The sequence below is a fragment of the Streptomyces sp. NBC_01012 genome (genome assembly GCF_045162755.1).
Classification (GTDB): domain Bacteria; phylum Actinomycetota; class Actinomycetes; order Streptomycetales; family Streptomycetaceae; genus Streptomyces.
The window spans coordinates 7,068,293-7,085,305 of record NZ_CP108688.1; the positions used below are offsets into that span (position 1 = coordinate 7,068,293).

The window sequence follows — 17,013 nt, forward strand, 5'->3', positions numbered from 1 at the left end:
GCGCTTAGTAGTAGCCCTTCGCGCCGTCGAGCAACTCCCGGACGATGTCCGCGTGCCCCGCGTGCCTCCCCGTCTCCTCGACGAGGTGGATCAGCATCCAGCGGAGGTTGGCACTGCCGGCACGGAAGTCGGGGTGCCGGCCGATGTCGTCGAGTGAGGCCGCGGCGACAATCTCATTGCTGCGGGCGCACTGAGCCTCGTACTCCGCGAGGAGCTCGGTGAGGGGGCGGCCATCGGTGTGCCAGTCGGCGTCCTCCCTCGACTCGTCGAACGACGGGTTCTGCTCCTTGTCGCCGCCGAGGAACGCCACCTCCAGCCACACGTGTTCGGTCCAGCGCATATGGGAGATGAGACCGGCCATCGTCATGGCCGGTGACGTCGGGATGACGGAGCGGTGCGCGTCCTCGTCGCCCAGCCCCTCGCACTTCCAGCGCAGGATCTGCCGCTGCAGGTCCAACCAGCCGATGAGCGCGGTGCGTTCGTCCGCTTGGAATGGAGGGCGTTCCAATTTCGATGTCATGCCGGCGCACGCTACCGGGGCGGCCTGGAGAGGGGCACCTGGGTTCGTACCGGCTTCGCCACGCGGGCGCCGACGATGCCCAAGCCGGGTAGCTACAGCGGAGGTTCGGCGCGGGTGGATCAATGCGCCGGTGCGGGTGCCCTCGTCAGTGGGCGACGGTGGCGGCGGGTTCGCCGGCGGGGGCGTCGTGCAGTCCGAGACGCAGGTGCTCGACGTGGTAGAGGGCCTGGTCGAGGAGTTCGGCGACGTGGTTGTCGTAGAGGGAGTAGACGATGCTGCGGCCCTGGCGCTCGCCGGTGACCAGGCCGAGGTTGCGCAGCAGGCGGAGCTGGTGGGAGCAGGCCGAGTTCTCCATGCCGACGGCTTCGGCGAGGTCGCCGACCGAGCAGGGGCCCTCCTGGAGGCGGGCCAGGATGTAGAGCCGGGAGGGGGTGGCCAGGGCCTGGAGAGTGGCGGCGACGTCGCCGGTGCCGACCGCGTCGAGGCGCTCGCGGGTGCTGGCGCTGGTGATGGTGTCGCGTCCGTGGCCCATATTCACCATCATAGCGACGACATGTGAATACATGTTCATGTGTTCCTGTACGGTGTGAGTGTTGCCCTCGGCCCGCCTGTGAAGGGTTCCTTTGCCATGTCTTCCGTCCTGGACCAGCGGTCCGCGCCGCCCGCCGGCGGCCCCCGCCCGGCCCCGCCCCGGCGCCACACCCGTCTGCTCGCGCTGCCGGAGGCCCGGTGGGCGCTGGCCTCCCTGGTGCTGTTCCTGCTTGCCCTACCCGTCTACCTGCTGGACGGCCCCGGCCGGCTGTGGGGGGCGCTGTTCGCGGTGACGTACGTCGCCGGCGGGTGGGAACCGGGCTGGGAAGGGCTGAAGGCGCTGAAGGACAAGACGCTGGACGTGGATCTGCTGATGGTGGTGGCCGCGCTCGGGGCCGCCGCGATCGGCCAGGTCCTCGACGGCGCGCTGCTGATCGTCATCTTCGCCACCTCCGGCGCCCTGGAGGCCCTCGCCACCGCGCGGACCGCGGACTCCGTGCGCGGTCTGCTCGACCTCGCCCCCACCACTGCGACTCGCCTCCTGCCGGACGGTGGCGAGGGGACGGTGGACGCCGAGGAGACGGTGGACACAGAGGACCTGGCGGTCGGCGACCTGATCCTGGTCCGCCCCGGTGAGCGTGTCGGTGCCGACGGGCAGGTGGTGGAGGGCGCAAGCGACGTGGACCAGGCCACCATCACCGGCGAGCCGCTGCCGGTGCCCAAGCGGACGGGGGACGAGGTGTTCGCCGGTACGGTCAACGGCACCGGCGCCTTGCGGGTGCGGGTGGAGCGGGATCCGTCGGACTCGGTGATCGCCCGGATCGTGAAGATGGTCGAGGAAGCCTCCGAGACCAAGGCCCCCACCCAGTTGTTCATCGAGAAGATCGAGCAGCGGTACTCGATCGGCATGGTCATCGCGACCCTCGCCGTCTTCGGCGTCCCGCTCGTCTTCGGTGACGCCCTCGATGCGGCGCTGCTGCGGGCGATGACGTTCATGATCGTGGCATCGCCGTGCGCGGTGGTGCTGTCCACCATGCCGCCGCTGCTGTCCGCCATCGCCAATGCCGGGCGCCGGGGCGTGCTGGCGAAGTCCGCCGTCGTGATGGAACGCCTCGGCCGGATCGACACCGTCGCCCTGGACAAGACCGGCACCCTGACCGAAGGCGCCCCCTACGTCACCGACATCCGCCCGCTGCCCGGCAGTCATCTCGGCGACGCCGCGCTGCTGGCCCTGGCGGCCTCCGCCGAGCACCCCAGCGAACACCCGCTGGCCCGTGCGATCGTCGCCGCCGCCCGGGACCGTGGCCTGGACCTCGCCGACGCCATGGAATTCACCTCGACTCCGGGCCAGGGCGTCACCGCCACTGTCGACGGCCGCACCGTCACGGTCGGCGCTCCCGACCGGCTCCTCACCGACACCCGGGACACCCCGCACCGCAGGACCGTGAGCGAACTGGAAGAGGCCGGACGTACCGCGGTGACCGTCCTGTCCGACGGCGCCCCGGTCGGGGTGCTCGGCGTCGCCGACCGGCTGCGCCCGGACGCGGCGGCCACTGTCGCCGCCCTCACCCGGCTGACCCGCCGCGCCCCCGTCCTGCTCACCGGCGACAACGAGCGCGCCGCCGTGCGCCTGGCCGCCGAGGTCGGCATCACCGAGGTCCGCGCCGGGCTGCTGCCCCAGGACAAGGTCGCCGCCGTCAAGGAGTGGGAGGCGCAGGGCCGCAAGGTGCTGGTCGTCGGCGACGGTGTCAACGACGCGCCCGCCCTTGCCGCCGCGCACTCCGGTATCGCGATGGGACGGGCCGGATCGGACCTCGCTCTGGAGACCGCCGACGCGGTCGTGGTCCGTGACGAACTGGCCACCATCCCCTCCGTCGTACAGCTCTCACGCATCGCCCGGGGTCTGGTGCTCCAGAACCTGGCCATCGCCGGGACGTTCATCGCCGTCCTCGTCGCCTGGGACCTGATCGGCACCCTTCCCCTTCCGCTCGGTGTCGCCGGCCACGAAGGCTCCACCGTCATCGTCGGCCTCAACGGCCTGCGCCTGCTGCGCGAGGCCGCCTGGCCCCGCCTCACCAAGGACACCGCGTGACTGCACGCACCCGCCGAGAAGGAGGCCGACCGGGGCCTGGCCGCCGGACGCGGTGCAGCGTCACCGAGGCGGGATCGGCTGGGTGAGGTTCACCGGGTTGCCGTCGGGGTCCTGGATGTGGGCGACGCGCTGTCCCCACGGCATGTCGTTGGGGCCGCCGCTGACCGAGCCGCCCAGCGCCTCCACCCGGCCGAGCGTCTCGTCGACGTCGTCGACACCGATGCTGAGCAGGATCCGTGGCCCCGCCCCGGTCCCCGCGTCCTCCTTGGCCACCAGCCCGAGGTCGGTGTCGCCGATGCGCAGGCCGAGGTAGAAGGCCGGGCCTTCCTCCGGTACCCGGAAGATCTCCTCAGCGCCGAACAATTCCGTATAGAAGCCGAGCAGAACGTCCTGGTCAGCGGTCAGGATCACTGGCTGGATGGTGGACATGGCACTCCTGTCGAGAACGGTCGTGTCGATGGATGGACCGTTCGAGGACGCTGAACTCATCGGCAACCACCCCGCCGGACGATCTGCACCCCAGGCAGCCGCCCACGACCAGCACGAGCACCCCGAAACGAGGTCACGCCACCCCACTGACCAGCCACTTCAAGGTGGCGGAGCTTCTTTCTTGTCGGGGCGGCGAAGGTGTTGGTGTGCGGGGCCGGCGGAACCGGGTAACGTCTTCGGCATGTTCTTCGGACGCCGATGTGTGAATGGGCGCGTGATGGGGCCCCGCTGACGTCCTTCGATGTCGCCGCCCCCCCCGCCGATGAATCCGTAGATCACTTCACATCACTTCCAGGAGAACCCATGACCGTGAGCAAGAACATCAACAACCCCGTGGGCATGGGCGGCGGTCAGCGCAAGAAGCTGTCCCGGACCGAACGGCAGAACAACGGTCCGCACCGCAACCTCGACCGCCAGGGTGCGGCCGACCGGAAGGCGGAGCTGGTGCGCAAGATGCGCGAGAAGGCAGGCTCAGCTGAGGGCGCCGGGCAGGCGGGCGACGACACCGCACAGGGCTGACACAACGCAGCACCGGGCTGATACGCAGCACAGAGCTGGCACACCGCGCAAGAGCTGACCGCCCAGCGTCAGGCCAAGGGCAGGCCGGCAGCTCCGGCGCCGTCACGGGTGGCGGTCGTGGCCCCCGGGCGTCGGCAGGACCGCCAGTGCGGTGTCCGCGATGTTCCGTACCTTCTCCGGGGCCAGGCCGGCCTTGCCCACCGCCTCGATGCCGCGGACCACTGTCAGCAGCAGTGCCGCCAACCGCTCCGGATCCGCGGCGCTGTCGATGTCGCCGTGGCGCTGGGCGGCGCTGATCTCCGTCCGGAGCAGGGTCAGCAGTGCCGTCATGGTCTCGGCGGACCGGTCGGCGACGGTCGGATCCTGCTCGGCCAGTTCCGCCGCGCCCTTCGCCAGCAGGCACCCGCGGCGCTCCGTGTCGGAGGCGGTGTTCTCCGCCATCAGGTGCACGTATCCCGACAGCCGGGCCAGGGCCTCCGCGTCCGGACCACCTGCCAGCCGTCCTTCGGCCACCTCGACGACCGCGGTGCACCAGTCGCCGAACACCTGGTGGAACAGCTTGGCCTTGTCGCCGAACGCACCGTACAGGCTGCCCTTGCCCAGGCCGGTGGCCCGGGCGATGTCGTCCATCCGGGTTCCCGCGTAGCCGGTCGCCCAGAACTGTTCCCGGGCCCGTTCCAGGACTTGGCGTTCGTCGAATGCGCGTGGTCTCGGCATGTCCTCAGACTATCCATTCTTGACTCGATCGTCCATTACTGCCTACGTTGTGGACGATCCATTCCACAACTGAAGGGGATCGACATGGCAGGCGTGCTCCAGGAGAAGGTGGCCGTGATCACCGGCGGGACCAGCGGGATCGGGCTGGCCATCGCCCACCGTTTCGTCCGGGAGGGCGCACGGGTCTTCGTGACCGGCCGGGACACCGACCGTCTCGAAGCGGCGGTCGAGGAGATGGGCCCGGCGGCCACCGGCGTACGGGCCGACGTCTCGGTCCTGGCCGACCTGGACGCGCTCTACGAGCGGGTCCGCGAGGAGGCAGGACACATCGACGTGCTGGTGGCCAACGCGGGAATCGCCGCGGACGCCGCGCTCGGCGCCCACACCGAGGCGAACGTCGACCTGACCCTCGCCGTCAACGTCAAGGGCCCGCTCTTCACCGTCCAGAAGGCGCTCCCGCTGCTGTCGGAGAACGCCTCCATCCTGGTCATCGGCTCCAGCAACAGCATGCGCCCCAATGAGCAACTCGAGGTCTACAGCGCCTCGAAGGCGGCGTTGAGCAACCTGGTGCACAACTGGGCCCGGCAATCGCGGGAGCGCCGATTCCGGGTCAACGTCCTCAGCCCGGGACCCACGCGGACCCCCGCTCTGCGGCGTGCCGCGGGGCAGGACGCCGACCGCTTCGCCGAAGCCGTCGTGCCACTCGGGCGGCTGGCCGAACCCGAGGAGATAGCCGAGGCCGCCCTCTTCCTGGCTTCGGACGCCTCGTCGTTCGTCACCGGCGCCGAACTCTTCGCCGACGGCGGCTACACCCGGGCCTGAACGACGGCCGGTGGCGCGGACGCGGACCGGGTTTCCTGGAGCGCTGCAAGGCGGCAGGACAGCGGCACTTCGAGCGGCGGTGGAGTGCGCTCAGCCGGGCAGTGCTCGGTGGAGTTCGCTCAGCCGGGGCCGTCGGCATCGGTGGGGTCCGCCGATCGTAGGTCGGGCCGGTCCCTGAGCTGTCTGCGGGAGTTGATGCCCAGCTTGCGGTAGATGTTGCGCAGGTGCGCGTCTATGGTCCGTGGGCTCAGGAACAGCCGGGCGGCCACCTCTTTCGATGTCGCGCCGGTGGCGACCAGCCGTGCGATGTGCAGTTCCTGCATGGTGAGCTGGTCGCGGGCGTGATCGGTGCGGCTGCGCGCGGTCTCGCCCGTGGCCCGCAGCTCGTTGGCGGCGCGCCGGCCGAACGCTTCGAGCCCAGCGCCGGAGAACAGCTCGTGCGCGGTGCGTAGATGGGGACGGCAGTCCTGCCTGCGGCCCTGCCGCCGCAGCCATTCCCCGTACAGGAGGTGGGCCCTGGCCCGGTAGGGGAGCATCGGTGTGTCGGTGAGGTGGACGATCGCCTCCCGGTAGTCGCTCTCCGCTCCCGTCACCAACGCCCGTGCGTACGCGGCGATCCCCAGGCCCGAGGGGGTTCCAGAGGCCTCGGTGCGTTCGGTCAGCGAGGCCAGCGCGGTGACGGCGGTGGCGTGCTCGCCGCAGCGTACGGCGGCCTCCACCAGCTCCGGCAGGGTGAAACCCGCGGTGAAGAGCTCCCCGTCGGCGGTGGCACGCCGCGCGGCTGCCAGCGCCTCCTCGTAGTTGGCCAGGCCGTTGTTGAGTACGGCGCTCGCCCAGTGGATGTTGGAGACCACCTGCCCCGTGGCGGTGGCCGTCGCCATGACGGCTCCGAAGAGCGCCGATGCCTCGTCGCGGCGTCCGCGCATCGCGGCCAACTGCAGCCGGTGGTAGATGACCGGAGGCGCACCGGTCGCGTCCGCGATCGCCTCCTCCTCCGTGATGGCGTCCATCGCCCCGTCGAGGTCGCCGGAGAGCGCGGCGGCCGAGGCGGCCTGCGCGAGACCGAGCCGCAGGACGTGCGGTGAGCCGGACTCACGGCCGTGCTTCAGGAGCCATTCGACGATGCGCATATGGGTGTCCAGGTCCCACAGCTCCGCCGCGATGATGATCGCGAGCGCGGGGTGCCGGGTCCACAGGGGGCCCTCCGCCCCGTCGAGAGCCTCCCTGACCAGGCTCACGGCCGCCCGGTGCCCGTTCGATGTGAGGATGTCCAGCGCGTCCAGGATGTCCGGCGGGTGCGGCGCCGCGGATCTCGCCTCGGCGAGGACCGTGTCCATCACACCGTTCGGGCGTCCCATGAGCAGACTCATCTCGAGCGCTTCCAGGTAGCTCTCCCGGGACCGCTCGGGGTCCAGGGGCGCCAGCCTCCGCGCGGCCCGCAGCATCCACGCGGGACCCTCGCTGTCCTCGGCCCTGACCAGGGCGATCCGGCCCCTCAGCAGGTCGGTCTCCGCCTGCTGGAACCTGTCGAGCCCCGAGCTTCCGGCCGTCCTCAGCAGGGCGGCAGCCCTGTCGGTGTCGCCCGCGTCGAGATGGGCCCGGGTGGCCGCGAGGGTCCGTTCGATCCGCTGTGCGGCGTCGGGCGACAGCTCCGCCGCGCGTTCGAGGAAGGCGGCCGTGGCCACCGCGCCTCCACGCGCCCGGGCCCGGGACGCCGAGCGTTCCAGCTCGGTGGCGACATCCTCGTCGGGCACCGCGGCGGCCTGGGCGCGGTGCCACGCGCGCCGGTCGGGGTCGGTGACCGGGTCGGTGGCCTCGGCGAGCACACGGTGGGCCAGCCGCCGCTCGCTCGTCGCTGCGGCGCCGTACGCCGCGGTCCGCGCCAGGGGGTGGAAGAAGCGCACGCGAGTGCCGAACTCGACAAGGCCGGTGGCGGTGGCGGCCTCACCCGCCGCCGCCAGGTCGATGCCCAGACCGCGCGCGGCCGGCCAGAGCAGCCCGGGATCGCCGGTCGGGTCGGCGCCCGCGATCGTGAGCAGGAGCCGTGCCTGCGCGGGCAGCCCGGAGAGCGTGGCCCGGAATTCGTGTTCGACCCGGGTCGGCGCCGAGGTGGGTCGAGGCGGGGCGAACCCACCGGCCCTGGGCAGCGCGACCAGCGCCAGGGGGTTGCCCCGGGCCTCGTCCACGAGCCGGTCACGCACCTGCTCGTCCAGCGTCTCGTGGCTCTGCGCGGCGAGCAGCGCCCGTGCGTCGGTGTCGCTCAGACCGTCGACGCCCAGGCCTGGCAGGGCGTCGAGCTCCTCCGTCTCGCACGGCAGTCGCACGGCGAGCAGCATGGCGACCGGCTCGGCGGAGACGCGCCGGGCGAGGAAGGTCAGCGCCTTCGACGAGGCCGCGTCGAGCCAGTGCGCGTCGTCGACGACACAGAGCACCGGGCGCTCCTGGCCCGCCGCCGACAGCAGCCCCAGGGTCGCGAGGCCGGCCCGGAACACGTCCGGTGTCCCGGACGCCAGGTCGAAAGCGATCAGGAGGGCCTGACGGTGCTCGTCGGGCAGCTCGGCCAGGTGCCCCAGCACCGGAAGGCAGAGCTGGTGCAGCGCGGCGAACGGCAGCTCCGCCTCCAGGGGTGACCCACCCGCGCGAAGCACGCGGAATCCGGACGCGGCCCCTTCCGCGTGCTCCAGCAGCGTGCTCTTGCCGATGCCCGCCTCACCGCGCAGGACGAGCGCGCCGCCCCGGCCCGTCCGTGCGGCGCCGATCAGCTCGCGGATGCGCTCGGTCTCGTACTGCCTGCCGAGCAGCGGACCGTGGGTGGGAGCCGGCGTGTGCACAGCGCGTAGGCTACCGCCCGCAGGTCAGCCGGCCCGCCAGGGGCGGTCAGGCCGCCTGGGCCTCGACTTCCTTCTTCAGGGCCTGGATCCAGACGTCAAGACCTCCGCCGAGCATGTCAGCGACGGCGTCACGGTCAGCCCCCTGCAGCGAGTCCAGGAGCGGGGCGTCCCAGGACTCCTGGGTGTGCACATGGGTGCCCTTGTCGGTCTCGGTGAAGATCCAGAGGTGCGTTCCCTTGTCGATGGTGATCGCCTCGCCCTTCGCGGGCCCTTCCCAGATCACGCACGTGCCGGGCTCCGCGTGCTGGACGCTCGATGTGATCGTCAGTGTGTCGGCCGGAGCGAATTCCGACTTGGGCACGGGAGTCGTCCACCGGAACGTGGATGTGGACGAGAAGTCGCCGGAGTCGAGGCGCTCGATGGTCAGCACCGCGTCCTGCCACTCCTTCCACTTCACGACATCGGTGTGCACGTCCCAGACCTTGTCGACGGGCGCGTCGATGTCGATGTCGGACGAGCGGGTGAGGGCCGCGTCGGGGTCCGTGCTCTTCCCGCCGCACTGGTTGTCCTCGGTCGGTCCGGCCGCCCCGGTGGCGGATGCGGAGGCCGACGCGGTCGGGGTGTCCTGTGCTTCGGTCCCGGAGTCGTCGCCGGAGGAACAACCGGTGAGGGCGATGGCCAGGCCCAGGGAAGCGGCGATCGTGGCGGCGGCCTTGCCGGCGGAGCGGCGCGGGGAAACGGAGACGTGCATGGCGATCCTTGATCTGGTCGGGGGTGGGGATTTCAGGAGTGGTGGTGTGTGTGCGGTACGGCGCCGACCTTCTCGCCCTCGCCCAGGACGACGAACTGGCCCATCATTCCGCTGTCCTCGTGCTGCAACAGATGGCAGTGATACATGTACGGCGTGTTCGGGTCGGTGTCGCCGTGAAAACGCATCGCCAGCCGGTAGTGCTTTCCCTGCACCAGCAGGACGGTGTCCTTCCAGCCGCGCAGGTGTGGTTCCGGCTTCCCGCCGTCGACCGTCAGCACCTGGAACTGCACGTCGTGTACGTGGAAGTTGTGCAGGAACCCGTTGTCGTTGACCACGTCCCACACCTCGACGGTGCCCTCGCGGACACCGAAGTCGATACGGTCCATCGCCATCGACCGGCTGTTGATCTGGTCGGACGACAGGACGAACGAGCGTTCCTTGGTGACCTTTTCGCCGGCGAGGTCCGGTGCGACGCCGAGCGAGGCGGGTATGTCGGTGTCGTCGGACAGGGTGTCAGCGGCCCGGAACCGGCAGATGTCGAGACGGTCGTCGAAGCCGTCGACCCGCCCCAGGGTGCCGCCGTACTCCGACGGGTAGGAGCGCAGCTCCACCTGCTCGCCCGGCTTGAAGGCGACCACGATCTCGGCGCGTTCACCCGGCGAGAGGTACAGGCGCTCGGTGTTCCACGGCCGGGAGAGCAGGCCACCGTCGGTGGCGACGAGCGAGAACGTCCGGTCGTCGGAGAAACCGAAGTTGTACAGGCGGGCGTTGGAGCCGTTGAGCAGGCGCAGCCGCACGAGCCTGGTCGTGACGTCGACGTACGGGCCGATGGTGCCGTTGACCAGCACCTCGTCGCCTATGATGCCCAGCGAGCCGCCCAGCGGCGTGCGTTGCTCGAACTGGTTGTCCCCGTCGAACGCACGGTCCTGGACGATCATCGGGATGTCGTCCACGCCGTACTCGGACGGCAGCTTCGACGCCTCGGTGGTCTCGTCGTCGAGGATGAACAGTCCGCCGAGTCCCCGGTACATGTGGTCGGCGGTCGAGCCGTGTACGTGCGGGTGGTACCAGAGCGTCGCGGCGGGCTGGTCGACCGTCCACCGCGGCTGCCAGGTCTCTCCGGCCGCGACGACCTGGTGCGGTCCGCCGTCCATGGCCGCGGGCAGGTGCATCCCGTGCCAGTGGAGCGAGGTCTCCTGGTCCAGGTCGTTGCGTACGGCGAACTCGACCTTCTCGCCGCGCGCCGCACGGATCGTCGGCCCGAGGTACGTACCGTTCACACCCCAGGTGCGGGTGGCTGGGCCGTCCTTGAAGGGGGTCTCGCCCGAACGGATGTCGAGCGTGAAGACCCGGGCACCCGAGGCGTCGGTCTTCGACTCGGCCAGCGGCGGGATCGACAGCGCCTTGTCGAAGGCGACCTTGCCGAAGGTGTCCTGCTTCGCGACGGCGTAGTAGACGCCGTATCCGCCGCTCGTGAGGACGACCGCGCCCCCGACACCGAATCCGAGGGCCTTCAGCGCTGTGCGTCGTTTCATGGGAACACGGTCCCGCGCCGGACGGACGCTTCGCGTCAGCGGAAATTACGTAGACCGGGTGCTGGACCGACGGCTCGGCGGCCGTGCCCTCGAACGGACTACACGCTGTGCGCCTCCGGTCTGCCCGCCCGAGGCTGGGTCCATGCCACCGATGCGAGTGATATCCGCTGCTGTCCTGTTGTCCGCCGCCGCCCTGCTCTCCTCCTCCCTGGCGGCCTGTGGGCCGGCGGCGCAGGACGCCGACCAGGACGCCGACCAAGGTGTCGGCCGTGGAACCGCGGCCGAAGGACCGGACAAGGACCGTCTCCGGAAGCAGTCCCTGGACTGGAAGGACTGCGCCGCCCCCTCATCCCTCCAGGGCGGTGGCGAGGCCCCCCGCCCCCTGCCGGACGGCACCCGGTGGCAGTGCGCCACCATGCGGGCGCCTCTGGACTGGAAGAAGCCGGCGGGGGAGTCGATCGGCATCGAACTGATCCGGGCCGGCTCCAGCGCCCGTGCGAGCGACCGCATCGGCTCGCTGGTCTTCAATTTCGGCGGCCCCGGAGCCTCGGGAGTCGCCACCCTGCCCGGCCTCGCCCCCGACTACGAGAAACTCCGCTCCCGCTACGACCTGGTCAGCTTCGACCCGCGCGGCGTCGGCAACAGCCGGGGCGTTCGCTGCCTGGACGCGGGCGCCGCCGATGGCGACGGCGATGACGACGGTGTGGACGAGACCCCCGACGACGGCGACGACGAGATCGACGCGCTGGTCGAGTACAACCGGGAGACGGCCGCGGCGTGCGAGAAGAACTCCGGCGACATCCTCCCGCACGTCGGCACCACCGAGGCGGCCCAGGACCTGGACCTGATGCGGCACGTCCTCGGCGACGACAAGCTCCGCTACTTCGGGATCTCGTACGGCACCGAGCTCGGCGGTGTGTACGCCCATCTGTTCCCCCGGAACGTCGGCCGGGCCGTCCTGGACGGCGTCGTCGACCCCACCCTCAACACGATGGAGGAGGTCCTCGGGCAGACCGGCGGGTTCCAGCTCGCCTTCGACCACTTCGCCGCGTGGTGCGTCGAGCGGGGCTGCACGCTCGGCGACAGTGCCGCGGAGATCGTGGAGACCGCCGTCGAGCTGGAGGCCGAGCTGGACGACGCTCCGCTTCCCACATCGGACGGCAGCGAGCTCGACGGCGACACGTTCACCGGTGCCATCAGCAGCGCGCTCTACAAGCAGGACTACTGGCCCGCCCTCCTCGTGGGCCTGGAAGCGGCGGTCGACGGCAAGGGCGACACCATGCTGGACCTGGCGCAGCAGCTGGGACAGCGCCGTTCCGGCGGCGGTGACGGAGGAGGTCACGGCGGCGACGGCGGCGGTGACGGCGGCGCCGACGACGACGCGAGCAACGAGGACGACGCCTTCAGGGCCATCACCTGCGCCGACCACAGCGACCGCTACACCGTGGCGGACGTCGAGGCGAAGATGCCCGAGTTCGTCGAGAGGTCGCCCCTGTTCGGGCCCGGCATGGCATGGAGCGCGCTGTCCTGCGACGGCTGGCCGGTGCCGGGGGAGGCCGAGCACCCCGAGGTGAGCGCGCCGGGCGCGCCGCCGATCCTGTTGGTCGGCAACACCGGGGACCCCGCCACCCCTTACGAGGGCGCGGCCCGCATGGCGGAGCGGCTCGGCAAGGGCGTGGGCTTCGAGCTCACCTACGAGGGCGAGGGCCACGGGGCGTACGACAGCGGGAACGCGTGTGTGCAGAGCGCGGTCGACGCGTATCTGCTCGGCGGGCAGCTCCCCAAGAGCGACGCGGTCTGCGAAGCGGAGCCGCTGCCGGAAGGCAAGTAGGCAGGCTCGCAGGACGCGGCGGAGGCCGGCGGTGTCATTCGTCGGCCAGATCACTCCTGCTGCAGGCGAGCACGCCGGACGTGCCGGCGAGCCGCGCGGTGAGAGCGTCCACGTCGCCGCGTCCCTGGACGCTGAGTGCGATCTCCACGGTCCCCTCGGCCGAGCGCGGCGCCTCGCGCTGCCGCCGGCGGAACATGCCCCCGGCCGTCAGGGTGGTCAGCTCAGAGATGGAGAACCCGGCGTCGGTGCAGTGGTTGACCAGCTCCCGCAGGGTGCCCATTCCCTCGGTGTAGGTGATCCGGTACCCGATGGAGAGGTTACGGAGCGCCGGGAGCTTGTGCGCGAGCGGTCGTACCCCGTAGGCGACCAAGAAGTACGAGAGAGTGGTCAGCGTGGCGAGGACGGGAAGGCCGGCTCCGGCGGCAGCACCGATCGCAGCCGTGAGCCAGATGGAGGCCGCCGTGGTCAGGCCCCGGACGGAGCCCCGGTGGACGAAGATGACGCCACCGCCGATGAAGCCGAGCCCGGAGACGATCTGCGCCGCCACCCGCGAGGGGTCGAGCTCCACCTGTCCCTCGACCAGGACATCGCTGAAGCCGTACTTGCTGACCAGCGTGAACAGGGCCGCCCCCAGCCCGACGATCGTGTACGTGCGCAGCCCCGCGGCCTTCTGGCGGATCTCCCGTTCCAACCCGATCGCGCAGGAGAGAGCGAACGCGATGCCGAACTGAGCGGCATGCGTCCAGTTCTGTCCGAACGGTTCATTGATGTCGAGTGCCACTGTCCCGCCCTCTCTGTCCTGTGTTATCCGATCTGATGCGAAACAGTAGTGGCCCCGCGGCCCGGCCGGGACGTGCCCCGCCCGGCCGGGAACCCCATGACCCACAACGGCGTTGACTGGTGTTGCGGGGAGGGGTGAGGGGACTGAGACGTTGAAACAGGGGCGTATGCGGGATCCGTGGCGGCTGTTGCTCGTCGAGGACGACCGCGAGCTGGCCACCATGCTCTCCGAAGTGCTGTGGGGGGAGGGGTACGCGGTCGATGTGGCGGCCGACGGCCAGCGGGGCCTGCATTTCGGCCTCACCCGGCGGTACGACGTGCTGGTCCTCGACCGGCGCCTGCCGGTGCTGGACGGCATCGATCTGCTGGAGCGGCTGCGGTCGAGCGCGGTCCACACACCCGTACTGCTGCTCACCGCGATGGGCACCGTGCACGACCGGGTCGACGGACTCGACGCGGGCGCCGACGACTACCTGGTGAAGCCCTTCTCCCTCGACGAACTCAGCGCTCGATTACGGGCGTTGTGCCGCCGGGCGCTCGACGGCACCGATGTGCTGAGCATCGGCTCGGGGCGTCTGCACGTCGGGCACCGGGAGGTCAGGCTCGCCGACGGCGAGCGGATCACCCTCGCGGCCCGCGAGTTCGAGCTGCTGTGGGTGCTCGCCTCGCACCCGGAGACCGTGCACTCCCGGGAGCAACTGCGCCGGACGGTGTTCGAGGAGGCATCCGCCTCCTCCCTCGTCGACACCTATGTCTACTACCTGCGCCGCAAGCTGGGCCGGCGGGTCGTCCGCACGGTCCGCGGAGTCGGTTACCGCCTGGGGGCGTTGTGAAGTCATCGGCCGACACGGAGCGGGCGGCGGTACGCGCCGCGCGGCTGCGGATCGCGGTGATCACCGGGGTGACCATCACCCTGCTGATCACGGTCGCCGGCGCCGTCTCGTACGGGGTGATGGTGCAGGCGCAGAACGAACAGGTGCGGCGGGAACTGCACTACGGTGCGGCGTACGGCGACCTGTCGAGCCCGCCCGTCTGCACCTGGCTGTACGCACCCGGCGCGACCCCGCTGCCGAACGCCCCCTCCGGTTTCCCGATACGCGCCGACATCGACCAGGTGCTCAGGACACGCGAGCCCGTGGAGCGCACCGTACGGCGTAACCGCACGGAGTATCTGGTGCGCACGCAGGTCCGGGACGGGATGCCCGTGCAGGCGGTGTTCGACATGCGTTTCCAGCTCGCCGACCGGGACCACCTGTGGACCGCGCTGGGCGTCGCCGAGCTGGTGGGGCTGTTGGCGGCGGCCGTCACGGGGGTGGTCCTCGGCCGCCGGGCGGTGGAGCCGCTGGCCGAGGCGCTCGCCCGGCAGCGACGGTTCGTCACCGACGCCAGTCATGAGCTGCGCACCCCGCTCACCCTCGTGTACACGCGGGCACAGGTGCTGGTGCGGCAGGCGGCCGCCGACGAGCTGCCGGGAGCGCATCGTGAAGGGCTGACCCGGCTGGTCGGTTCGGTCGGTCGGCTCGGCGACGTGCTGGACGACCTGCTGCTGTCGGCCAGCCTCGCCACGGACCCGGCACGGCGCTCGGAGCACCGGCCGGTCGATCTCGTGGCGCTGGCCGGTTCGGTGGTCGCCGAGGAGTCCGACCGGGTGCGGGAGGGACACCTCGTGGCCGTCGTGGAGAGCCCGCCGTATCCCCTGTACGTCGACGGTGTCGAGTCCGCGCTGCGCCGCGCCGTCGGTGAACTGCTGTCCAACGCGATCACCCACACCCCGGCGGGCGGGCGGATCGAGGTGACCCTGACCCGCTCGGCCGGCACGGTCGGTCTGTCCGTGTCGGACACCGGACCCGGGTTCGAACTCGGCGGGGCCGAAAGGCTGTTCCAGCGATTCCACCGCGCCGGCGACCGCGGCCGGTACGGGCTGGGGCTCGCGCTGCTGAGGGAGGTCGTCACGCACCACGGCGGCACGGTCGCCGCGGCCGGCCGGCCGGGGAGCGGTGCCCGGTTCACCATCACGTTCCCGGAGTGCGCACCCCGGCCCAGCCCTGCTCAGGCACGTCCGGTCGGGGCAGGTCGCGGGTGGCGAGCAGGCGGGCAGCGGCGCGTACATCCGCATCCAGCGGACGGTCAGGATCAACGGGCGGGATCAGGTCGATGAGGGCGTCGAGGAGTTCGGCGCACCCCGGGGCGGTGGGACGCCGGGCGCCGACATGGACGGTCTGGCGCAGGCCGAGCGCGAGCGACCCGCACAGCAGACCCAGCAGTTCCGCCATGTCGTAGGAGCGCAGGGCCGCCTGCGTCCCGAACGGCACGACGTCCTGGTTGTGCAGGTTCGTCGGCAGGCTCTGCATGCCGGCCGGTGTCGCCGCCCGGCGGATCTCCGCCACGAACGCGGTGGTGGCCAACTGCACGCCCTGCAGACCGTGCTGGGCGCCCGGCACCGTGGCGAGCATCGGCGGCAGGCCCCCGTTGCGCGCCGGATCGATCAGCAGGTCGAGCTGGCGCTCGGCGAGATTGCCCAACTGGGCGGTCACCGAGGCGAGCAGGTCGGCCGCGAACGCGGCGGGCTGCCCGAAGAAGTTCCCGCCGTGCACCACCTTGGCGCTCACGTCGTCGTGGTCATCGGGGAAGAACAGCGGGTTGTCGCTGACGCCGGCGAGGTCCGCGGCGACGACACCGTCGACGTAACGCAGCGCGTCCTCGGCCGCGCCGAGCAGCTGCGGGGAACAGCGGATGCTGTACGGCTCCTGCAACGGCCGGGTGCCGGACGGCATGGTGCCCGAGAGGGTGCGCCGCATGTGCGCCCCGGCGTCGATCGCACCGGCGTGACCGTAGGCGCGCAGCAGATCCGCGTCGAGGAAGCCGGGGTCACAGCCGAGCAGGTCGGCCAGCAGACAGGTCAGGTCCATCAATGAGCGATGTGCCGCGCGGACCGCGTCGTGGGCCAGCGCCAGGGCCGCGGTGGTGACCGAGGTGCCGTTGACGAGGGCGAGGGCGTCACGGCCGTCCAGGGCCAGCGGCCGCAGACCGGCGGCGGTCAGAGCCTCGGCGGCCGGCATGCGGCGGCCGTCCACATAGGCGTGGCCCCGGCCGCGCAGTGCCTGGGTGGCGTAGGCGAGCGGGATCAGGTCTCCGCTGGCCCCGACCGATCCGTAGCGGGGTACGGCGGGCGCGAAGGTCGTGGCGAACATCGCGGCGAGCCGGTCGACCACCTCGGGGGACACGCCGGACAGCCCCTGGGCGAGGGACCGGGTACGCAGCAGGAGCGCGGCGCGGCAGATCCCCTGCGGCAGGTCGGGCCCCTGGCCCGCGCCGAGGTGGGCCAGGGTGTTGTCGCACTGGTCGGCCTCGTCGGGCCGGCCCGCGTATCCCACGAGCGCGCCGAATCCGGTGGTGGCGCCGTAGATCGCGGGAGCCTCGTCGCCCTCGCCGTGCCGCAGATCGTGGAAGAGCCGGCGGCCGCGGTCCAGGCGTGCCCTGGCCGCGTCGTCCACCGTGACGGTGAGCGGTGCCGCCGCGCGGAGCAGGGCGGGGGAGTCCAGGGGGCCGGTGAGTGAGACGCTGTCCGTGGTGGTGAGCACGTCGGGAAACGTAG

General features: G+C 71.4%; 14 protein-coding genes and 1 pseudogene. 6 read left to right on the forward strand and 9 right to left on the reverse strand.

Annotation, left to right across the window (positions count from 1 at the left end; all coding sequences use genetic code 11):
• Positions 1 to 4: 4 nt before the first annotated feature.
• Both OG623_RS31620 and OG623_RS31625 read right to left on the reverse strand, forming a co-directional pair.
• A complete protein-coding gene (locus OG623_RS31620) occupies positions 5 to 520 on the reverse strand; it encodes a DinB family protein (protein WP_406151012.1) in 516 nt (171 codons plus the stop codon).
• A gap of 145 nt (positions 521 to 665) precedes the next feature.
• A complete protein-coding gene (locus OG623_RS31625) occupies positions 666 to 1,052 on the reverse strand; it encodes an ArsR/SmtB family transcription factor (protein ID WP_406151013.1) in 387 nt (128 codons plus the stop codon).
• Between the two features lie 96 nt (positions 1,053 to 1,148).
• Here OG623_RS31625 and OG623_RS31630 point away from each other — a divergent pair, with 96 nt between their 5' ends.
• Complete coding sequence (locus OG623_RS31630) at positions 1,149 to 3,143, forward strand: heavy metal translocating P-type ATPase (RefSeq protein ID WP_406151014.1); 1,995 nt, start codon at positions 1,149 to 1,151, stop codon at positions 3,141 to 3,143.
• A 60-nt stretch (positions 3,144 to 3,203) separates the two neighbouring features.
• Here the strand turns inward: OG623_RS31630 and OG623_RS31635 are convergent, their stop codons facing one another.
• The gene (locus OG623_RS31635; RefSeq protein ID WP_406151015.1) at positions 3,204 to 3,572 is read right to left on the reverse strand and encodes a VOC family protein; all 369 of its coding nucleotides are present in this window, start codon (positions 3,570 to 3,572) and stop codon (positions 3,204 to 3,206) included.
• A gap of 363 nt (positions 3,573 to 3,935) precedes the next feature.
• Between OG623_RS31635 and OG623_RS31640 the strand changes: the two genes are divergently transcribed.
• The gene (locus OG623_RS31640; RefSeq protein WP_406151016.1) at positions 3,936 to 4,151 is read left to right on the forward strand and encodes a DUF6243 family protein; all 216 of its coding nucleotides are present in this window, start codon (positions 3,936 to 3,938) and stop codon (positions 4,149 to 4,151) included.
• Between the two features lie 102 nt (positions 4,152 to 4,253).
• On the opposite strand, the gene OG623_RS31645 is transcribed toward OG623_RS31640, so the two are convergent.
• Positions 4,254 to 4,868 (reverse strand): TetR/AcrR family transcriptional regulator, encoded by a 615-nt coding sequence (locus OG623_RS31645; protein WP_406151017.1) that lies wholly within the window; start codon positions 4,866 to 4,868, stop codon positions 4,254 to 4,256.
• Between the two features lie 84 nt (positions 4,869 to 4,952).
• Between OG623_RS31645 and OG623_RS31650 the strand changes: the two genes are divergently transcribed.
• Positions 4,953 to 5,690, forward strand: a complete 738-nt coding sequence (locus OG623_RS31650) for an SDR family NAD(P)-dependent oxidoreductase (protein ID WP_406151018.1) — start codon at positions 4,953 to 4,955, stop codon at positions 5,688 to 5,690.
• A gap of 119 nt (positions 5,691 to 5,809) precedes the next feature.
• Here the strand turns inward: OG623_RS31650 and OG623_RS31655 are convergent, their stop codons facing one another.
• The 3 genes from OG623_RS31655 to OG623_RS31665 are packed head-to-tail and all read right to left on the reverse strand — an operon-like array spanning position 5,810 to position 10,807.
• Positions 5,810 to 8,521, reverse strand: a complete 2,712-nt coding sequence (locus tag OG623_RS31655; protein WP_406151019.1) for an ATP-binding protein — start codon at positions 8,519 to 8,521, stop codon at positions 5,810 to 5,812.
• Positions 8,522 to 8,567: 46 nt separating this feature from the next.
• Entirely contained in the window at positions 8,568 to 9,272 is a 705-nt protein-coding gene (locus OG623_RS31660; RefSeq protein WP_406151020.1) for an SRPBCC family protein, read from the reverse strand.
• A gap of 32 nt (positions 9,273 to 9,304) precedes the next feature.
• Positions 9,305 to 10,807: a multicopper oxidase family protein gene (locus tag OG623_RS31665; protein ID WP_406151021.1), complete on the reverse strand. Its 1,503-nt coding sequence runs from the start codon at positions 10,805 to 10,807 to the stop codon at positions 9,305 to 9,307.
• Positions 10,808 to 10,949: 142 nt separating this feature from the next.
• Here OG623_RS31665 and OG623_RS31670 point away from each other — a divergent pair, with 142 nt between their 5' ends.
• Complete coding sequence (locus OG623_RS31670; protein ID WP_406151022.1) at positions 10,950 to 12,638, forward strand: alpha/beta hydrolase; 1,689 nt, start codon at positions 10,950 to 10,952, stop codon at positions 12,636 to 12,638.
• Positions 12,639 to 12,672: 34 nt separating this feature from the next.
• Here the strand turns inward: OG623_RS31670 and OG623_RS31675 are convergent, their stop codons facing one another.
• Positions 12,673 to 13,419 carry an MgtC/SapB family protein gene (locus OG623_RS31675; RefSeq protein WP_406151023.1) on the reverse strand — a complete coding sequence of 249 codons (747 nt, stop codon included), beginning with the start codon at positions 13,417 to 13,419 and terminating at the stop codon, positions 12,673 to 12,675.
• Between the two features lie 166 nt (positions 13,420 to 13,585).
• Between OG623_RS31675 and OG623_RS31680 the strand changes: the two genes are divergently transcribed.
• Together OG623_RS31680 and OG623_RS31685 are read left to right on the forward strand one after the other, a co-directional pair.
• Positions 13,586 to 14,251, forward strand: a complete 666-nt coding sequence (locus OG623_RS31680) for a response regulator transcription factor (protein ID WP_406151024.1) — start codon at positions 13,586 to 13,588, stop codon at positions 14,249 to 14,251.
• Between the two features lie 389 nt (positions 14,252 to 14,640).
• Positions 14,641 to 15,384 (forward strand): annotated as a pseudogene (locus tag OG623_RS31685) (sensor histidine kinase); the annotation flags it as partial.
• 46 nt (positions 15,385 to 15,430) lie between these two features.
• Here the strand turns inward: OG623_RS31685 and OG623_RS31690 are convergent.
• Complete coding sequence (locus OG623_RS31690) at positions 15,431 to 16,999, reverse strand: aromatic amino acid ammonia-lyase (protein ID WP_406151025.1); 1,569 nt, start codon at positions 16,997 to 16,999, stop codon at positions 15,431 to 15,433.
• Between the last annotated feature and the right edge of the window lie 14 nt (positions 17,000 to 17,013).